Annotated in this window: 15 protein-coding genes; 8 read left to right on the top strand and 7 right to left on the bottom strand. The window is 63.7% G+C overall.

Going from position 1 to position 16,672, the window contains the following annotated elements; all coding sequences use genetic code 11:
* Positions 1-53: 53 nt before the first annotated feature.
* Positions 54-2,924 carry an EAL domain-containing protein gene (locus tag KUO17_RS00365; protein WP_217973080.1) on the bottom strand — a complete coding sequence of 957 codons (2,871 nt, stop codon included), beginning with the start codon at positions 2,922-2,924 and terminating at the stop codon, positions 54-56.
* A 235-nt stretch (positions 2,925-3,159) separates the two neighbouring features.
* Here KUO17_RS00365 and uvrD point away from each other — a divergent pair, with 235 nt between their 5' ends.
* From uvrD to KUO17_RS00345, 4 genes are all read left to right on the top strand, one after another.
* Positions 3,160-5,343: a DNA helicase II gene (uvrD, locus tag KUO17_RS00360; protein ID WP_217973079.1), complete on the top strand. Its 2,184-nt coding sequence runs from the start codon at positions 3,160-3,162 to the stop codon at positions 5,341-5,343.
* Between the two features lie 193 nt (positions 5,344-5,536).
* Positions 5,537-6,391: a Tim44 domain-containing protein gene (locus tag KUO17_RS00355; RefSeq protein ID WP_217973078.1), complete on the top strand. Its 855-nt coding sequence runs from the start codon at positions 5,537-5,539 to the stop codon at positions 6,389-6,391.
* A gap of 112 nt (positions 6,392-6,503) precedes the next feature.
* On the top strand, positions 6,504-6,911 hold the full coding sequence (locus KUO17_RS00350) for an SMI1/KNR4 family protein (RefSeq protein ID WP_217973077.1): 408 nt from the start codon (positions 6,504-6,506) through the stop codon (positions 6,909-6,911).
* Positions 6,912-7,064: 153 nt separating this feature from the next.
* Positions 7,065-7,883 carry an alpha/beta hydrolase gene (locus KUO17_RS00345; protein ID WP_217973076.1) on the top strand — a complete coding sequence of 273 codons (819 nt, stop codon included), beginning with the start codon at positions 7,065-7,067 and terminating at the stop codon, positions 7,881-7,883.
* On the opposite strand, the gene KUO17_RS00340 is transcribed toward KUO17_RS00345, so the two are convergent.
* The gene (locus KUO17_RS00340; protein WP_217973075.1) at positions 7,880-9,640 is read right to left on the bottom strand and encodes a cation:proton antiporter; all 1,761 of its coding nucleotides are present in this window, start codon (positions 9,638-9,640) and stop codon (positions 7,880-7,882) included. The two genes, KUO17_RS00345 and KUO17_RS00340, sit on opposite strands and share 4 nt — an antisense overlap.
* Before the next feature lie 320 nt (positions 9,641-9,960).
* Between KUO17_RS00340 and KUO17_RS00335 the strand changes: the two genes are divergently transcribed.
* A complete protein-coding gene (locus tag KUO17_RS00335) occupies positions 9,961-10,446 on the top strand; it encodes an acyl-CoA thioesterase (protein ID WP_217973074.1) in 486 nt (161 codons plus the stop codon).
* On the opposite strand, the gene pdxY is transcribed toward KUO17_RS00335, so the two are convergent.
* Entirely contained in the window at positions 10,443-11,315 is an 873-nt protein-coding gene (pdxY, locus tag KUO17_RS00330) for a pyridoxal kinase PdxY (RefSeq protein WP_217973073.1), read from the bottom strand. The genes KUO17_RS00335 and pdxY overlap by 4 nt on opposite strands.
* Positions 11,316-11,431: 116 nt before the next feature.
* Between pdxY and KUO17_RS00325 the strand changes: the two genes are divergently transcribed.
* On the top strand, positions 11,432-11,824 hold the full coding sequence (locus tag KUO17_RS00325; protein WP_217973072.1) for a DUF3301 domain-containing protein: 393 nt from the start codon (positions 11,432-11,434) through the stop codon (positions 11,822-11,824).
* Positions 11,825-11,843: 19 nt separating this feature from the next.
* Here the strand turns inward: KUO17_RS00325 and KUO17_RS00320 are convergent, their stop codons facing one another.
* From KUO17_RS00320 to zigA, 3 genes are read right to left on the bottom strand one after another with little or no spacing between them, the layout of a single operon-like run.
* Positions 11,844-12,809: a CobW family GTP-binding protein gene (locus tag KUO17_RS00320; protein WP_217973071.1), complete on the bottom strand. Its 966-nt coding sequence runs from the start codon at positions 12,807-12,809 to the stop codon at positions 11,844-11,846.
* A 42-nt stretch (positions 12,810-12,851) separates the two neighbouring features.
* On the bottom strand, positions 12,852-13,451 hold the full coding sequence (locus tag KUO17_RS00315) for a DUF1826 domain-containing protein (RefSeq protein WP_217973070.1): 600 nt from the start codon (positions 13,449-13,451) through the stop codon (positions 12,852-12,854).
* Complete coding sequence (gene zigA / locus KUO17_RS00310) at positions 13,451-14,659, bottom strand: zinc metallochaperone GTPase ZigA (protein ID WP_217973069.1); 1,209 nt, start codon at positions 14,657-14,659, stop codon at positions 13,451-13,453. The genes KUO17_RS00315 and zigA overlap by 1 nt, the downstream gene beginning before the upstream one ends.
* A 94-nt stretch (positions 14,660-14,753) precedes the next feature.
* Here zigA and KUO17_RS00305 point away from each other — a divergent pair, with 94 nt between their 5' ends.
* Both KUO17_RS00305 and folE2 read left to right on the top strand, forming a co-directional pair.
* The gene (locus KUO17_RS00305) at positions 14,754-15,131 is read left to right on the top strand and encodes a glutamine synthetase (protein ID WP_217973068.1); all 378 of its coding nucleotides are present in this window, start codon (positions 14,754-14,756) and stop codon (positions 15,129-15,131) included.
* Between the two features lie 82 nt (positions 15,132-15,213).
* Complete coding sequence (folE2, locus tag KUO17_RS00300; protein ID WP_425274817.1) at positions 15,214-16,095, top strand: GTP cyclohydrolase FolE2; 882 nt, start codon at positions 15,214-15,216, stop codon at positions 16,093-16,095.
* A gap of 13 nt (positions 16,096-16,108) precedes the next feature.
* Here folE2 and KUO17_RS00295 read toward each other — a convergent pair whose 3' ends face one another.
* Positions 16,109-16,636: a DUF3617 domain-containing protein gene (locus KUO17_RS00295; RefSeq protein ID WP_217973067.1), complete on the bottom strand. Its 528-nt coding sequence runs from the start codon at positions 16,634-16,636 to the stop codon at positions 16,109-16,111.
* Positions 16,637-16,672 lie beyond the last annotated feature (36 nt).

Here is a 16,672-nt window from a genome sequence, read left to right as displayed (position 1 = left end):
CGTCGCCCTGCAGTAAACCCATGGCCCCGCTGAACGGGGCCATGGCCCTGGCGCTACCAGCGCCGGTCTTCGCGCAGCAGGCCGGCCAGCGTGTCGGCTTCGACCGGCCGGCTGATCAGGTAGCCCTGCACTTCGTCACAGCCCTGCTCACGCAGGAACGCCAACTGCTCGATGCTCTCGACCCCCTCGGCCACGACTTGCAGGTCCAGGCTGTGGGCCATGACGATGATCGCGCGGGTGATGGCGGCGTCCTCGCTGCCTTCGCTGAGGCCACGAATGAAGGTCTGGTCGATCTTCACGTAATTCACCGGGAAGCGCTTGAGGTAGCTGAGCGACGAATAGCCGGTACCAAAATCGTCTATCGCCAGCTTGACGCCCAATGCGTGCAACTGGTGGAAGGTCGCGATGATGTGTTCGACGCTGTCGAGCAACTGGCTTTCGGTCAGTTCCAGTTCCAGCAGGTGCGGCGCCAGCCCGCACTCGTCCAGTACCTGGCGCACCAGGCTGACCAGTTTGCCCTGACGCAACTGATACACCGACAGGTTCACCGACACCCGAATCGGCGCCAGCCCCTGCCGTTGCCATTCGCAAGCCTGCCAGCAGGCCTGGCGCAACACGAATTCGCCCATGGGCGCGATCAACCCGGTTTCCTCGGCCAGGCCGATGAAATCCCCCGGCGGCACCATGCCCCACTGCGGATGATGCCAGCGGACCAAGGCTTCGGCGGCATGCAGGCGCCCGCTGCGCAGGCACAGCTTGGGCTGGTAGTAGACCTCCAGTTGATGCTCTTCGATGGCCTTGCGCAGCTGGTTTTCCAGCTGCAGGCGCTCCAGGGTGCTGGCCTGCAGGCTCTCGGTGTAGAACTGGAAACCATCGCCGCCCAGGTGCTTGGCATGCTGCATGGCCATGTTGGCCTGGCTGACCAGCGTGCTGACGTCCAGGGTCGCGTCCGGCATCAGGCTGACGCCGATCGAGGCGCTGATCACCAGTTCATGCCCTTCGACACGCAACGGCACACGCAACTTGTCGAGCAGCCGCGAGGCGACCCGCACCAGGCTGGACAGGTTGGAATAACCATCGAACAGTACCGCGAACTCATCGCCAGACAGGCGCGCCACGGTATCGGCCTCGGGCACTGCGTGGGCGATGCGTTGCGCCATTTTCTTGAGCAACTGGTCGGCCACCTCATGCCCGAGGCTGTCATTGAGCAGCTTGAAGCGGTCCAGGTCGATGTGCAGCAGCGCCAGGCTGCGGCCACTGCTGCGCAGGCGCTGGCCGGCCTCGTGCAGGCGCAGGCGAAACAACGCACGATTGGCCAGGCCGGTCAGTTCATCGTAATGGGCCAGGTAGCGCAGGCGCTCTTCGGACTCACGCCGTGCGGACAGGTCGGTGAAAAAGCCGACGATGTTGCTGACGTTGCCCCGTGCATCACCCACCGCGGTCAGTTGCAGCCATTGCGGGTAAAGCTCGCCGTCCTTGCGTGCCTCCACCAGTTCACCCTGCCAGTGGCCATGCTGCGCCAGCGCCTGGTCGATGGCCGGCGAGTGACGACACGCATCGCGACTGCAGGGCAATGCCAGCACATTGCGGCCCAGCAGTTCGTCACGCGGGTAGCCAGTGATCCGGCAGAACGCCTGGTTGACCGCCAGCAGCTCATGGTCGGGGCCCAGAATCGCGATGCCTTCGCTGGCCGCCTCCAATACGGTAGCGGCCAGGCGCTGCTGCTCTTCCTGGGCCTTGCGCGCACTCACGTCACGCCGGGTACCCAGCATGCGCCGCACGCGCCCGCTGGCGTCACGTTCCACCGCACGGCCACGGTCCTCGATCCAGCACCAGTGGCCGCTGCTGTGACGTACGCGGTACTCGATACAGTAGTCCTCGGTGCGGCCCTTGAGGTGCTCGACCAGGGTGCGCTTGAGCAACGGCAGGTCTTGCGGGTGCAGGCGCGGCTTGAGGTCGGTCAGCATCGCCCGGACCTGATCCGGGCTGAGACCGAACAGCTCGCGCAACTGGGTGTGGTGCACCTCGTCGGTGTCCAGGTTCCAGTCCCACAGCCCAAGCTCGCTGGCCTCCAGCGCCAGCGCCAGACGCTGCTCGCTCTTGCTCAGGGCCTGGTTGGCCTGGTCCAGCTGCTGACTGCGCTGCACGACCCGCGACTCCAGGCCGGCCTGAGCCTCGCGCAGTTGTTCTTCGACCAGGCGGCGCTGGTCGACCTCGGCCGCCAGCGCCTGGTTGAGCCGCTCGCTGCGCGTATGCGCCGCCTGCAGGTGCTCGATCAGCGCCTGGTTCTGGAAGCGGCGCAACAACCCACCCTCGATCAGCCGGTTGACCTGCCAGGCCACCACCAGCAACGAGCCCAGCAGGATCAACCCAAGCCAGCCCCAGCCCTGCTGCTGGGCATCACCGCTCCAGAACAGGAACACGATCGGCGGCGCCAGGCACGGCAAGGTAAAGCTCAGGAACGCCGGCAGGCTGACGGCATACGCGACACTCGCAGAGAGTGTCGCGGCCCCCAGCAAGCCGAATACCCAGGCCTGCTGCACGAAGTTATCCACAGGCACCAGGGCAATGGCTGCGCTGGCCAGGGTCAGGCCGCTGAACGCCGAGCCCAGCAGGAACATGTGCCACCAGCTCGGCTGGGCCTGCCGGTCGGGCATGGCCGCGTCGAAGGCCGCGACCTGGATCACGCGCAGCGCCACCAGCGCCATCAGCCAGACGATCCACACGCTCACCAGCAGGTAACGCTGCGGGCTCCACAGCAGCCAGGCACACACCAGGCCGTTGAGCAGCATGAGCAACGTCGGCAGCAGCGAACCTTGATACAGCAGGCGCGTGCGTTCGACGGCCAGTTGCGTGGCGTACTGTTTGCGAATATTGCGGCGCGCGTCGGGGGGCACACTCACGGAAGCAGAGGCGAATGTCATAGGCAGTGTTCTTGTAATGATGAGCCTTGAGCGAGCACGGAGCATACACAAGCAAACGCGTGGGCCAAACTGCTCTGGGTCATAATTTCTGCGCGCCCGGCGCGCGCTGCGGTGTCGCTGGCGAGTGCTCAATCACCCGGGCCAAGGCCTTGGCCCGATGACCGGTCATTCGTCGGTTGGATGTTTTTCCACAGCGGGTTTGCCCCCGGCTCCCTTGCGCCCCTAAAATGGCCGGATGCGCGATGACCTCTCCCTCCTGTTGAACTCCCTCAACGACGCCCAACGCCAGGCCGTAGCGGCCCCGCTTGGACGTCAGTTGGTTCTGGCCGGTGCCGGCTCCGGTAAAACCCGAGTGCTGGTGCACCGTATCGCCTGGTTGATCCAGGTCGAGCAGGCCTCACCCCATTCGGTGCTGTCGGTGACCTTCACCAACAAGGCCGCCGCCGAGATGCGCCAGCGCATCGAGCAGCTGATGGGCATCAACCCGGCCGGCATGTGGGTCGGCACCTTCCACGGCCTGGCCCACCGCCTGCTGCGGGCGCACTGGCAGGAAGCCGGGCTGAACCAGAACTTCCAGATCCTCGACAGCGACGACCAGCAGCGCCTGGTCAAGCGGGTGATCCGCGAGCTGGGGCTGGACGAGCAACGCTGGCCGGTACGCCAGGCACAGTGGTTCATCAACGGGCAAAAGGACGAAGGTCTGCGCCCGCAGCACATCCAGACCAGTGGCGACCTGTTCCTGGGCACCATGCGCAGCATCTATGAAGCCTATGAGGCCGCCTGCCAGCGCGCCGGCGTGATCGACTTCTCCGAACTGCTGCTGCGCGCCCTGGACCTGTGGCGCGACAACCCCGGCCTGCTGCAGCATTACCAGCGGCGCTTTCGCCACCTGCTGGTGGACGAGTTCCAGGACACCAACGCCGTGCAGTACGCCTGGTTGCGCCTGCTGGCCCAGGGGGGTGACAGCCTGATGGTAGTAGGCGACGACGACCAGTCCATCTATGGCTGGCGCGGTGCCAAGATCGAGAACATCCATCAGTACAGTGCCGACTTCCCCGATGCGCAGATGATCCGCCTGGAGCAGAACTACCGCTCCACTGCCGGCATCCTCAAGGCCGCCAACGCCCTGATCGCCAACAACAGCGACCGCCTGGGCAAGGAGCTGTGGACCGACGGTGGCGATGGCGAGCCGCTGAGCCTGTACGCCGCGTTCAACGAACACGATGAAGCGCGCTACGTGGTCGAGACCATCGAAAGCGCGCTCAAGACCGGCCTGGCGCGCAGCGACATCGCCATCCTGTACCGCTCCAATGCCCAGTCGCGGGTGCTTGAAGAGGCCTTGCTGCGCGAACGCATCCCGTACCGCATCTATGGCGGCCAGCGCTTCTTCGAGCGCGCCGAGATCAAGAACGCCATGGCCTACCTGCGCCTGCTCGAGGGCCGCGGCAACGACGCCGCACTGGAGCGGGTGATCAACGTGCCGCCGCGCGGCATCGGCGAGAAAACCGTCGAGGCGATCCGCGAGCATGCCCGCCACGCCCAGGTATCGATGTGGGAATCGATGCGCCTGCTGCTTGCCAACAAGGCCCTCAAGGGCCGCGCGGCCAGTGCCTTGGGCGCGTTCATCGAGCTGATCGAGAACCTCGCCGCCAAGGTCCTGGACATGCCCCTGCATTTGATGACCCAGACGGTCATCGAGCAGTCCGGGCTGATCGTCTATCACCAGGAAGAAAAGGGTGAAAAGGGCCAGGCACGGGTAGAAAACCTCGAGGAACTGGTCAGCGCCGCGCGCAACTTCGAAAACGCCGAGGAGGATGCCGAGCTTTCGCCGCTGGCGGCCTTCCTCGGCCATGCCTCGCTCGAGGCCGGCGATGCCCAGGCAGACGAGCACGAGGACAGCGTGCAGTTGATGACCCTGCACAGCGCCAAGGGCCTGGAGTTCCCCCATGTGTTCCTGGTGGGCATGGAAGAAGGCCTGTTCCCGCACAAGATGAGCCTGGAAGAGCCAGGCCGCCTGGCAGAGGAACGTCGCCTGGCCTACGTGGGGATTACCCGCGCCATGCAGCAACTGGTGATGACTTACGCCGAGACCCGCCGCCTGTACGGCAGCGAGACCTACAACAAGGTGTCGCGCTTCGTGCGCGAGATCCCGGCGGGGCTGGTGCAGGAAGTGCGCCTGTCCAACAGCGTCAGCCGGCCATTCGGTTCGGGGCAGAAACAGAATTCGAGCAGCCTGTTCGGCGCGGCGAACATCCCCGAAACCGCGTTCAACCTGGGCCAGCACGTGCAGCATGCGGTATTTGGCGAGGGCGTGATCCTCAATTTCGAAGGCGCCGGTGCCCAGGCCCGGGTGCAGGTGAATTTTGCCGAAGGCAGCAAGTGGCTGATGCTGGGCTACGCCAAGCTGGAGCCGTTGTAACAGCCCGTCACCGGCAAGGCCGGCTTCTGCAGGAGCCGGCCTTGCCGACGAACAGGCTCGCCAATTCCTACACACTCTCGATAGACATCCCACAGCGCCAAGCAAAAGATAGAAACATTATGGTGCTAGTCATGTGTCCTACAACCTGTGCACCATGGCGCGCGTGCACTCCACAAAACGGGAATACCCTTCTATGCAACGTTTTCTTAGCATCGCCTTGGCGCTGTGCATCGGCCTTACGCTGAGCCTCGACGCCAATGCCAAGCGCTTCGGCGGCGGCAAGAGTTCGGGCGCCGCGCCGACCCACCAGACTCGCCAGGCCGCCCCGGCCACACCGGCCGCCACGCCAAACGCAGCCGGCCGTCCTCCGGCAGCCGCCAGCGGTGCTTCGCGCTGGCTCGGCCCACTGGCCGGCCTCGCCGCCGGTGGTCTGCTGGCGTCCATGTTCATGGGCGACGGCTTCCAGGGCATGCAGATCCTCGACATGCTGATCATGGCGGTCATCGCCTTCCTGATCTTCCGCTTCATCGCCGCCCGTCGTCGCAAGCAACAGCCGCAAATGGCCGCTGCCGGCCACGCGCCGTTCCAGCGTGAAGTGCACGAGCAACCGGCCCAGCCGTCGATCTTCGGTGGTTCCGCCGCCCCTGCCGGTGCAGCCCGCCCGGTGATCAACGCACCGGCCTGGTTCAACGAGCAGAGCTTCCTGGCCGCGGCCCGCAGCCACTTCCAGACCCTGCAGCAGCACTGGGACGCCAACGAAGTCGACAAGATCGCCGAGTTCGTCACCCCGCAGATGCTGCAGTTCCTGAAAAAGGAACGTGCCGAGCTGGGTGAAGGCTTCCAGTCCACCTACATCGACGACCTGAACGTGCAACTGGAAGGCGTGGACGACCGTGCCGACCGCACCATCGCCACCCTGACCTTCAGCGGTGTGTCGAAGACCTCGCGCTTCGACCAGGGCGAAGTGTTCAGCGAAAGCTGGAACATGGAACGTGCCCAGGGCGAGAACCAGCCTTGGCTGGTCGCAGGGATCCGCCAGAACGGCTGATCTTGAGGCGCTGCACAAAAAAACCCCGGGCTTGCCCGGGGTTTTGCTTTTAGCGCAGCGTCCTACTAGGGTATAACGCGCAGCGTGTCGTCAAGGTAAGAGGAAAGAACCCGTGGAAGAAATCATCGAGCAACTGCGTGAAGCCAACGAACCGGTACCCGTACCGCTTGAGTTGCCCGACGAAGACCTGCTGGTCGAGATTGAAGAACAGCTGTTCATCGATATCCCGTTCGTCTTCAGAGAGTTTTTGCTGACCGTCAGCGATGTGGTGTACGGCAGCCTGGAACCGGTGACCGTCACCGACCCACAATCGCACACCTACCTGCCTGACGTCGCGGCCAATGCCTGGGATGCTGGCGTGGACCGTTCGATGATCCCGATCTGCCAGGACGGTGACGACTACTACTGCGTGGAAGAGGACGGCACCGTGGTGCTGTGGTCAGCCGAAGAAGAGCTGGTCACGGAAGAAACCTGGGAGTCAGTGTGGCACTGGGCCCGTGACGTATGGCTGGAAAGCTGATCACGTTGCTTGTCGGACAAAATTGATGGCTCTATGCCATCAATCTTCGTAGAATCGCCACGCCTTCCTGTGCGTGGCGACGTCGCTACCGCTCCATCCCCTCGGACATACGACCCGCCCGCGCAGGAATGCAATTACTCATGTCGGGGCCCGATGTCGATTTTTTCCAGATTGCTGTTACTGCTCGGCCTTGGCCTTGCCGCAGGTTGCCAGGCACCGCTGACGCAGTTGCAGACGCTCAGCCAGGCCCACGGCCATCGCGTCGAGATCCAGCCTTCCCAGCCCTTTCCTCTGGCCTTGAGCGTGCCGTCGCGTGCACCCACGGGCAAGCGTCTGCGCGTGTACCTGGAAGGCGATGGCCGTGCCTGGGCCACCGCCTCGCAACCCAGCCTCGACCCGAGCCCGCGCAACCTGCTGATCGCGCGCCTGGCGCTGGACGACCCACAACCCAGCCTGTACCTGGCGCGTCCGTGCCAGTTCATCACGGCCCCCGGCTGCCGCGCCGCGGTGTGGACCGATCAACGTTTCGGCAAAGCAGTACTGGACAGCCTCGACCAGGCCCTGAACCGTATTCGCCAGCGCTATGGCAACCAGGAGTTCGAACTGATCGGTTATTCCGGTGGGGGCGCGCTGGCCCTGCTGCTGGCCGCGCGGCGCGATGACATTGCACAGGTACAGACCCTGGCCGGCAACCTCAGCCCGCGGCAATGGGCACGTGAACTGCAACTGACGCCGCTGGCCGGCTCCCTGGAGCCGCTGGACTATCGCCAGCAACTGCGCAACGTGCCGCAACGCCACCTGCTTGGCCTGGCAGATCGCAGCGTGCCGGCTTCGCTGTTCGAGCACTATCGCACGCAACTGGGCCCCACGCCCTGCCTGGAGGTGGTGCGCCTGCCCGGCGTCACCCACGCCGAAGGCTGGGTGCAGGCCTGGGCCCAATGGCGCGACCAGCCCCTGAACTGCGCGCCCTAGTGGTGATGTTCCTTCTGGTTGTCGAGGGTTTCCAGCAGGGCGATCTGCATGCGCGTGTGCACGCGGATGAACCAGCGCCACAGCAGCGCCACCACGCCGGCCGCCACCACCGCGATCAGTAGCAGCAATTCGCTGGTCGGCAGGATGCTTGCCGACAGCGCCGACAGCAGCAGGAAGATCACCAGCAGCGACAGCAACGGAATTACCTCGGCGATCACTCGGCGTACCCGCTGGGTATGCCGCCCGGCCATCTCCGGCTTGACCCCCATTTCCGCCAGCAGCATCGACAGCGCCTTGAGCTTGCGGTAGGCGGCGATCAGGAACGGCAGCGACAGCAGCAGCGCCGCCCCCCAGATCACCGCCTTCTGCTGGGCTACGTCAGGTAGCCATTGGCTCAGGTAGTCGCCAATGCGCGCGGCAAAGTAGCCACCACTGAAGAAGATCGCCACCACCAGCGCCAGGTTGACCCCGACCTGCAGCAGGATGCGTCGGATCATCGCCGCGAGCATCGCGCCCTCGCCTTGCGGCTGGATGCTGCGCAGCCACTCGCCATACAACGACAGCACCCGCGACAGGCGCCGCGGCACCACATTGGCCAGCTTGAGCGACAGCGGGTCGGCCGCACGGATCAGGTACGGGGTGAGCAAGGTGGTAATGGCCGACACCGCCACCGCCACCGGGTACAGAAAGTCGCTGGTGACCTGCAGGGTCATGCCCAGCGCCGCGATGATGAACGAGAATTCGCCGATCTGCGACAGCCCCATGCCGACTCGCAGCGAGGTACGGCCGTCGTTGCCGGCGATGAACGCGCCCATGCCGCACGAGAGCATCTTGCCCAGCACCACGGCAATGGTGATGACCACGATCGGCCAGATGTACTCGATGAGCACGTTGGGATCGATCATCAGGCCGATGGCCACGAAGAAGATCGCGCTGAACAGGTCGCGAACCGGTTCGATCAGCTGCTCGATCTTCAGCAACTGGCGCGACTCGGCCATGATCGCACCGATCAGGAACGCACCCAGCACCATGCTGTATTCCAGCTTGACCACCAGCAGGCAGAAGCCGAAACACAGGCCCAGCACGGTGATCAGCAGCATCTCGTTGCTTTCGAACTTGGCCACGTAGGCCAGCAGACGCGGCACCAGCAAGATGCCGACCACCAGCGCGACGATCATGAACAGCGACAGCTTGCCGACCGTGGAGAACACTTCGCCGGAGCTGACCGAGCCGCTCACCGCGATGCCCGAGAGCAAGGCGATGATGCCGATGCCCAGGATGTCCTCGACGATCAGCACGCCGAAGATCAGCTGGGCAAAGCGCTCGTTCTTCATCTTCAGGTCATTGAGCGCCTTGACGATGATGGTGGTGGAGGAAATGGCCAGGATCGCGCCCAGGAACAGTGAGTCCATGGTGCTCCACTCGAACCAGCGGCCGATCTCGAAGCCGATCCAGATCATCAGCACGATTTCCAGGAACGCGGCGATGAAGGCCGTGGCCCCGACCTTGAACAGCTTGCGCAGGCTGAACTCCAGTCCCAGGCAGAACATCAGGAAGATCACCCCGAGCTCGGCCAGCGTCTTGATCGTATCCTCGTCGTGGATCAGGCCGAACGGTGGCGTGTGCGGGCCGATGATGAAGCCGGCGACGATATAGCCCAGCACCACCGGTTGCTTGAAGCGATGAAACAGGATGGTGACCACACCGGCAACCAGCATGATCACCGCCAGATCCTGAATAAAGCTGATGGCATGCATGGTGTGGAGCTCCTTACTTCGAATCGAAGAACAGACCCTCACTCAACGACATCGTGTCGTTGAACACTGGGGAATTAGTCTTTGGGATGGCGTATGGCCCATGTTGCATAGGCTCCGTCAGGTTAACACCGGCGCTGGCATCGAAAAGGCAGTGTAATATCAAGAAACAGATCGACCGTTCCCGCGCCAAAGATGGCACGAACGGCGTGACGGCAAAGGTGCTGTCAGCGTCCCGTTTCTGATGGGATTCGAAATTGGGGGAAAGAAGCGTGACGACCACTCGCCACCCCGCCTCAGCGCAACCTTACCGTGAGCACACTATGGAACCTGGAAACGCCCAGCTGTCGATGACCGTCCTGATGACCCCGGACATGGCCAACTTTTCTGGCAACGTACACGGCGGCACCCTGCTCAAATACCTCGATGAGGTCGCCTATGCCTGCGCCAGCCGTTATGCGGGGCGCTATGTGGTGACCCTGTCGGTCGACCAGGTGGTGTTCCGTGAGCCGGTGCATGTGGGCGAGCTGGTGACCTTCCTGGCGTCGGTGAACTACACCGGCAACACCTCGATGGAGGTCGGCATCAAGGTGGTCACCGAGAACATTCGCGAGCGCTCGGTGCGCCACAGCAACAGCTGCTTCTTCACCATGGTGGCCGTGGATGACGACCGCAAGCCGGTCGCCGTGCCCCCGCGCCAGCCAGAAACCAGCGAAGAGAAGCGCCGCTTCGTGCAAGGCAAGCAGCGCCGCCTGATCCGTCAGGAACTGGAAAAGCGCTACCAGGAGCTCAAGGGCGACGGGTTCTAACGCGCCAGGCGCTGCGCCTCGAAGCGCACCCGCGGGTGCACGATACGGTCCTGGGCACGCACCAGTTCCAGTTCATAGCTGGTGCAGGCCTGGGTCTCGAGGAGCACTTCGTGGACCGCCGCCGCCGTGAACTCAAACGCCGCCAGCCAGCTGTCGCCCAGCAGCACGCGCGCCAGGAACAGGCCGGAGGTCAGGTCGCCGACCCCCACCGGCTGGCGCGGGAACGCCAGCAGCGGGCGGCGCAGGTGCCAGTTGCCCTCGGCAGTCACCAGCAGCATTTCGAAGTCTTCGGCGCGCCGCCCCGGATACGCCAGGTGCTTGACCAGCACCGCCTTCGGCCCGCGCGCCAGCAAGCTGCGCGCCATGCTCACGCAGTCATCCAGCGATTCGGCGCGACGCCCACAGAAGCTGTCCAGCTCCAGCTGGTTGGGGCACAGTACATCAGCCACCGCCAGCGCTTCGTCGAGCAGGAAATCACTGACTTCTGCCGGTACGCTGCAGCCCTTTTCCGGGTGGCCCATGACCGGGTCGCACAGGTACAGCGCCTTGGGGTTGGCCGCCTTGATGCGCGCGACACCGCTCAGAATCGCACGCCCTTGCGCCGCGCTGCCCAGGTAACCGGACAGTACCGCATCGCAATTGCCCAACTCGCCGATCGTCGCAATCCCGTCCACCAGTGCAGGAATTTGCGCGGGCGCAAGCACTTCGCCGGTCCACTGGCCATACTGAGTATGGTTGGAGAACTGAACGGTGTTCAGCGGCCAGACATTGACCCCTACCCGTTGCATCGGAAACACCGCGGCACTGTTGCCGGCGTGGCCGAATACCACGTGTGACTGGATGGCGAGCAGATGCGGTGTACGTTTCATGCAGGACTTCCAAACGTTCGAATGAAAAACAAGGGGCGCAGTATGGCGCCAAATGCCACCTGTACGACAGACCGGGGTGGCAGTTAAGCTGGGCTATCTGGTTGGAGCAAACGTAGATGTTAACCCTCGAAAACCTTCTGGTGCTGATGCTGCTGGCTACCCTGGGCGCCTGGCTGTGGCATAACCATGGATTGCGTGAAAAGGCACTGGAGCGGGTCAAGCAGCATTGCGCCAAGCTCGACCTTGAGCTGCTGGACGGCAACGTGGCGCTCAAGCGCATCGGCTTTGTACGTGACGCCAATGGCCGCAAACGCCTGGCACGTGTGTATAACTTCGAGTTCACGGTCACCGGCGAGCATCGTCACCCTGGCACGGTGACCCAGTTTGGCGCGCACACGATGCAAATCGAGCTGGCACCCTACCCGTTCGAGATCAAGCCGCCGGTGCAGGGTGGCAACGTGATCGAGATGAACCAGTGGCGCCAGGAGCACAACCGCTGGCGCCAATGACAACCCCTTCTCGCTGGCACTAGAGAATTCTGCAGGCCCGCATCCCCTGCTCTAGCGCGTCAACCCCCTGCACCTGTGGATAAATCAGCTCGATACGCGAATCCCTTCGCCATTCACTGGCCTGCCACTCCAGCGCCTGCCCTTCCAGCGCATTCGCCGATCGCCACCCGTGCGGGCTGTGGATAACCATCTTGGCCCTGCGCCAGCCAAGCCCTGCCAACCAGTGCTTCAGGCGCCTCAGGTCCAACTGCTGGCTCGGATGCCAACGCCAGCCAATACTCCATGCCTGTTCCGCCTGTTGATAAACGCAGATCGGCTGGGTCGGATCTGTCCACAGCAGCGCCGATGGCGCAGCGCCATCGGGTAATGCACAGGGGTTATCCACAGTCACGGCAGCATCCGTCACCGCAGGCAGCTGCTCGAATGCCATTTTTCCGTGATCGACCCACAGCATTGGCAGCGCTGGGAGCTGCTCTGTTATCCACAGGCGCTGCTGTGCATCCAGCCCCTCCGCCTTGTTGAGCACCAGCAGCCCCGCACTGCCCAGCGCCTGGGCCTGGGCCTGGGGCAACACCTGCCCCGCCGCGAGGGCCTGGGCATCCAGCACCAGTACCGCTGGCTGTACCACCAGCACGCCTTGCCACGGCGCCTGACGCAACTGAGCCAGCAGCTGTGCCGGGTGCCCCAACCCCGAAGGCTCGATAAACAAACGATGAGGCCGCGCCTTGCGCAGCAACCGGGCCAACCCAACCTGGAACGGCGCACCGTTCACGCAACACAGGCACCCGCCCGCCACTTCGCCCATGGCCACGCCGTCCGCGTCCGTCGCCAGCAGTGCGGCATCCAGGCCGATCTGGCCAAACTCGTTGATCAGCACGGCCCAGCGCTCGCCAGCCGGGCGCTGGGCCAGCAGGTGACGCAGCAGGCTGGTCTTGCCGGCGCCCAAGGGGCCGGCAATGACATGGGTAGGGATGTTCTGCAGCATGTTCGGCATTTCATCTGGAAGGTTGCGCACTATCCTGCGCGCTCAGGCCATCCAGTCAAGCGTCAGGATCAACCGGCGCTGTCCATCAGCCAGTTGCGGCGAACGATGTACCAGCCCCGCGCCTTCGTTGCCCAGCCATTTCTCACCCTTGAGCAGCGCCACATCACCGCTCGCCAACTGCTGCACCTCGCGGGCATCCGGCATGGCCAGCCACTCGCTGGCAGGCCCGGCGTAGGTGGTGATCAAGCGCAACGGTACATGGTCGACATGAAACCGCGGGCACATCGCGCCATCCAGCACCTGCAGGCGCAGCCCCACCCGCCGCGCATCGAGCAGGCAGGCATAGGCGCCAATCAGCCAGGTCACGTCGGCGACAAAGCCGGCATGACCCTGCAGGTCGGCGTAGCCGGCGGCCAGGCCGCGCAGTGGCGGCACCTCACCCTCGGCCTGCAGCGCCAATGTGAGCGACTCGCCCAGGGGCTGCCCCAGTGACAGCAAGACGCGGGCGAAGTCCTCGATGTGTGCAGGCAGACGGCGCTGCCATACGGCCATGTTCACGCCGTCCTGCAACACCTCGGTCAGTACCTGAGGCGATTCCCCTAGCACCTGACGGGCCAGGCCTCGACGTTTGAGCGCCAGCATCAGGCCGCCTCCTCGTCGTGCCAGTCGCCGAACGGGTCAGGCAGCCTGCTCCATTGCTCGGCGCCCAGTGCCATCTCGGCATCGGTCAGCAGGCAGGCACTCAACTCGGCGTCCAGCCGCGTGACGTCGAGGTGCTGACCAATGAACACCAGCTCCTGGCGACAGTCACCACACTCGGCAGTCCAGTGCTCGAGGATTTGCGCCGTGCTCTGCTCATCCTGCGGCCATTGCCCGCGCGGCACGAAGCGCCACCAGCGTCCGGCGAAACCATGCCGCATCATGCCGCCGGCCTGGGACCAGCTTCCAGCGTCGCGGTACTTGCTGGCCAACCAGAAAAAACCTTTCGAACGCAGCAATCGCCCATTCACCCACGGCCTGTGGATAAAGTCATGGAAACGCTGCGGGTGCAGTGGCCGGCGCGCCTGCCAGGTGCTGGCCTTGATGCCGTACTCCTCGGTTTCCGGTACATGTGTACCGCGCAGTTCCCGCAGCCAGCCTGGCGCCTGCGCTGCACGGTCGAAGTCGAACAGCCCGGTGTTGAGGATCTGCGCCAGCGCCACCTGCCCCATCACCATCGGCAGGATGCGCGCCTGGGCATTGAGCGAACGCAGGATGGCGGTCAGTTCCTCACGCTCATGACTGCTGATAAGGTCGATCTTGCTGAGCAGGATCACATCGGCAAACTCGACCTGCTCGATCAGCAGGTCACTGATCGAACGCACATCGTCCTCGCCCAGGGTCTCGCCTCGCGAGGCCAGGCTGTCGGCGGCCTGGTAGTCACGCAGGAAATTCAAGCCGTCGACCACAGTGACCATGGTATCCAGGCGCGCCTGGTCGGCCAGGCTGCGGCCCTGCTCGTCGCGAAAGGTGAAGGTCTCGGCCACGGGCAAGGGTTCGGAAATCCCCGTGGACTCGATCAGCAGGTAGTCGAAACGCCCTTCGCGGGCTAGGCGCGCTACCTCTTCGAGCAGGTCTTCGCGCAGGGTGCAGCAGATACAGCCGTTGCTCATCTGCACCAGTTTTTCGTCGGCACGGTTGAGGCTGACGTTGCGCTGCACCTCGCTGGCGTCGATATTGATCTCGCTCATGTCGTTGACGATCACCGCCACCCGCAGGTTCTCGCGGTTGCGCAGCACATGGTTGAGCAGGGTGCTTTTGCCGGCACCCAGAAAGCCGGACAGCACGGTGACAGGAAGACGGTGGGTCATGACGCAGGTACCTCATCAGGGCGGCGAGTGCATTCGAACGATGCTGCTCGCAATGTTATATTATAACTTTGCAAATTAGCCAATCGGAGTCTTGATGAAACCTGTCGTCTTGCTCGCGCTGCTGTTCACCCCGCTGAACCTCGCCCACGCCGCGTTGCCGCGCAGCGAGCCGGCGCAGTGCACCCGCAGCGCCAACCTGCTGGCCTGCACAGACCGCGCCGGCAATGCCTATAGCGTGCACAGCCAGGGCAGCACCCAGTTCATGCGCGGCTTCGAAGTACAGGGGCAACGGCGCTGGACGCAGACCAACAGCCGTTATGGTCCATTGACCTTCTTCACGGGCCTGGCCAGTGACGGGGAAGCCTGGGTGGGCTACAGCCGGCGCGTAGGTTGGACTACCCAGAACCGGGTATCCAGCTCCAGCGGCCAGCGCTTCAACCTGCGCTGCAACCGACTGGGGGGTTGCCAGTGACGGGCCAAAAAAAGCAGTGGCATCGGTTTTGTTATGTTGTAACGTATCATTTTTATCTGACGATGGTTTACCCATGACCGCCATGACCACCCTGCCCGATATCGCCGCGCAACCCACTCAGCAATCCCTGCCGCTGGACTGGGTGGGAATGTGCGGCATTGCCCTGCCGCTCGATGTCGAGGGCACACGTGTCACTGCCCGGGCCGATGCGGGGGTGAGCCTGGATGATGGAACATCGCGGGGCATCCACATGTCGCGCCTGTACCTGGCCCTGGAAGCGCTGGAGCAGGCGCCGTTTTCGGTGCCGTTGCTACGCAGCGTGCTCCAGCAGTTTCTCGACAGTCACCAGGGCTTGTCCGACACGGCATACCTGAACCTGCGTTTTGAGGCATTGCTCAAACGCCCGGCACTCATCAGCCCGCTGGCGGGTTGGAAGGCCTATCCCATCAGTGTGAAAGCACAGCTGAAAAACCAAATGTTCCACGTGGAACTAAATGCGCAACTTGACTACTCCTCCACCTGCCCCTGTTCGGCCGCGCTTGCTCGCCAGCTGATCCAGCAACAATTTCTCGCCGACTTTACCGGCCACAGCCTTCATCACGAGGGCATAGCCCGGTGGCTGGCCAGCGCGCAAGGCATTGTCGCTACACCGCACAGCCAGCGCAGTACTGCGTTCCTGCAGGTACGTCTGGACTCGGAGCAGGCTGAGTTGCCCATTCGCGAACTGATCGATCATTGCGAACAAGCGTTAGGGACGGCGGTACAGACCGCCGTGAAGCGGGCAGACGAACAGGCGTTTGCCTTGGCCAACGGGCAGAACCTGATGTTCTGCGAGGATGCGGCACGGCGACTCAATCTGGCCTTGAGGCAACTGCCCTGGCTCACAGGCTTTGCCCTGCGTGTGGAACATGCAGAAAGCCTGCATGCCCACGATGCCGTCGCCCATAGCCAATGGCACTGGTAAGCGGACGCAAGGTCTAGGTTCGTGGCTTGACGATACCGCAGTCGTTGCCCAACCACACCGCGCGGGTGCTCATGCTGCCCTGCTGTTGAACGCCCGACGCATTGAACGTGCCGTTGACCTTGGTGCTGAACTCGCGGTCACTGAGGAAGGTTGCCTCGCCGTTGCCCTGCGCCTTGGGGCAACTGAAGGTAAACTTCCACACATTGCCATTGCGCTCGGTGATCTTTTGCGTGCACCCCGATTGCGGGTCCTGCAACGGAATATCATCAGTCTGTACCTGTTGCGGGGTCAGACACGAGCGCACCCCCTTGCCCGCCACACTGATGCCTTGCTTGGCCAGGCCACCTTCGATCATCGCGCGCTGCTCGGGCGGCAGGTTCTTCAACTGGCCAAGCATGAACGCCATGTCCGGCAGCGGCTTGCCATCGACCTGCATGTCGCTGGTGGTCAGCTCCCACAGCCCGGGTTGCAGCATCTGCGCCTGCACCAGGGGGCTCGACAGGCCCAGCACCAGTGCCAGCATCGGCAGACGAATAGTCATGTAGTGATTCCTCCAAAATCCGGCCCCAAGCCGGAA

Source organism: Pseudomonas aegrilactucae (assembly GCF_019168305.1).
Taxonomy (GTDB): domain Bacteria; phylum Pseudomonadota; class Gammaproteobacteria; order Pseudomonadales; family Pseudomonadaceae; genus Aquipseudomonas; species Aquipseudomonas aegrilactucae.
Note: the sequence above shows the minus strand (reverse complement) of the source record. Positions and strands in the feature narration are given on the sequence as shown.

Excerpts from the sequence above, each read along its gene's own strand:
- KUO17_RS00365 (WP_217973080.1), bottom strand. The coding sequence starts at position 2,924 with ATGACATTCGCCTCTGCTTCCGTGAGTGTGCCCCCCGACGCGCGCCGC.
- uvrD (WP_217973079.1), top strand. The coding sequence starts at position 3,160 with ATGCGCGATGACCTCTCCCTCCTGTTGAACTCCCTCAACGACGCCCAA.
- KUO17_RS00355 (WP_217973078.1), top strand. The coding sequence starts at position 5,537 with ATGCAACGTTTTCTTAGCATCGCCTTGGCGCTGTGCATCGGCCTTACG.
- KUO17_RS00345 (WP_217973076.1), top strand. The coding sequence starts at position 7,065 with ATGTCGATTTTTTCCAGATTGCTGTTACTGCTCGGCCTTGGCCTTGCC.
- KUO17_RS00340 (WP_217973075.1), bottom strand. The coding sequence starts at position 9,640 with ATGCATGCCATCAGCTTTATTCAGGATCTGGCGGTGATCATGCTGGTT.
- KUO17_RS00335 (WP_217973074.1), top strand. The coding sequence starts at position 9,961 with ATGGAACCTGGAAACGCCCAGCTGTCGATGACCGTCCTGATGACCCCG.
- pdxY (WP_217973073.1), bottom strand. The coding sequence starts at position 11,315 with ATGAAACGTACACCGCATCTGCTCGCCATCCAGTCACACGTGGTATTC.
- KUO17_RS00325 (WP_217973072.1), top strand. The coding sequence starts at position 11,432 with ATGTTAACCCTCGAAAACCTTCTGGTGCTGATGCTGCTGGCTACCCTG.
- KUO17_RS00320 (WP_217973071.1), bottom strand. The coding sequence starts at position 12,809 with ATGCTGCAGAACATCCCTACCCATGTCATTGCCGGCCCCTTGGGCGCC.
- KUO17_RS00315 (WP_217973070.1), bottom strand. The coding sequence starts at position 13,451 with ATGCTGGCGCTCAAACGTCGAGGCCTGGCCCGTCAGGTGCTAGGGGAA.
- zigA (WP_217973069.1), bottom strand. The coding sequence starts at position 14,659 with ATGACCCACCGTCTTCCTGTCACCGTGCTGTCCGGCTTTCTGGGTGCC.
- KUO17_RS00305 (WP_217973068.1), top strand. The coding sequence starts at position 14,754 with ATGAAACCTGTCGTCTTGCTCGCGCTGCTGTTCACCCCGCTGAACCTC.
- folE2 (WP_425274817.1), top strand. The coding sequence starts at position 15,214 with ATGACCACCCTGCCCGATATCGCCGCGCAACCCACTCAGCAATCCCTG.
- KUO17_RS00295 (WP_217973067.1), bottom strand. The coding sequence starts at position 16,636 with ATGACTATTCGTCTGCCGATGCTGGCACTGGTGCTGGGCCTGTCGAGC.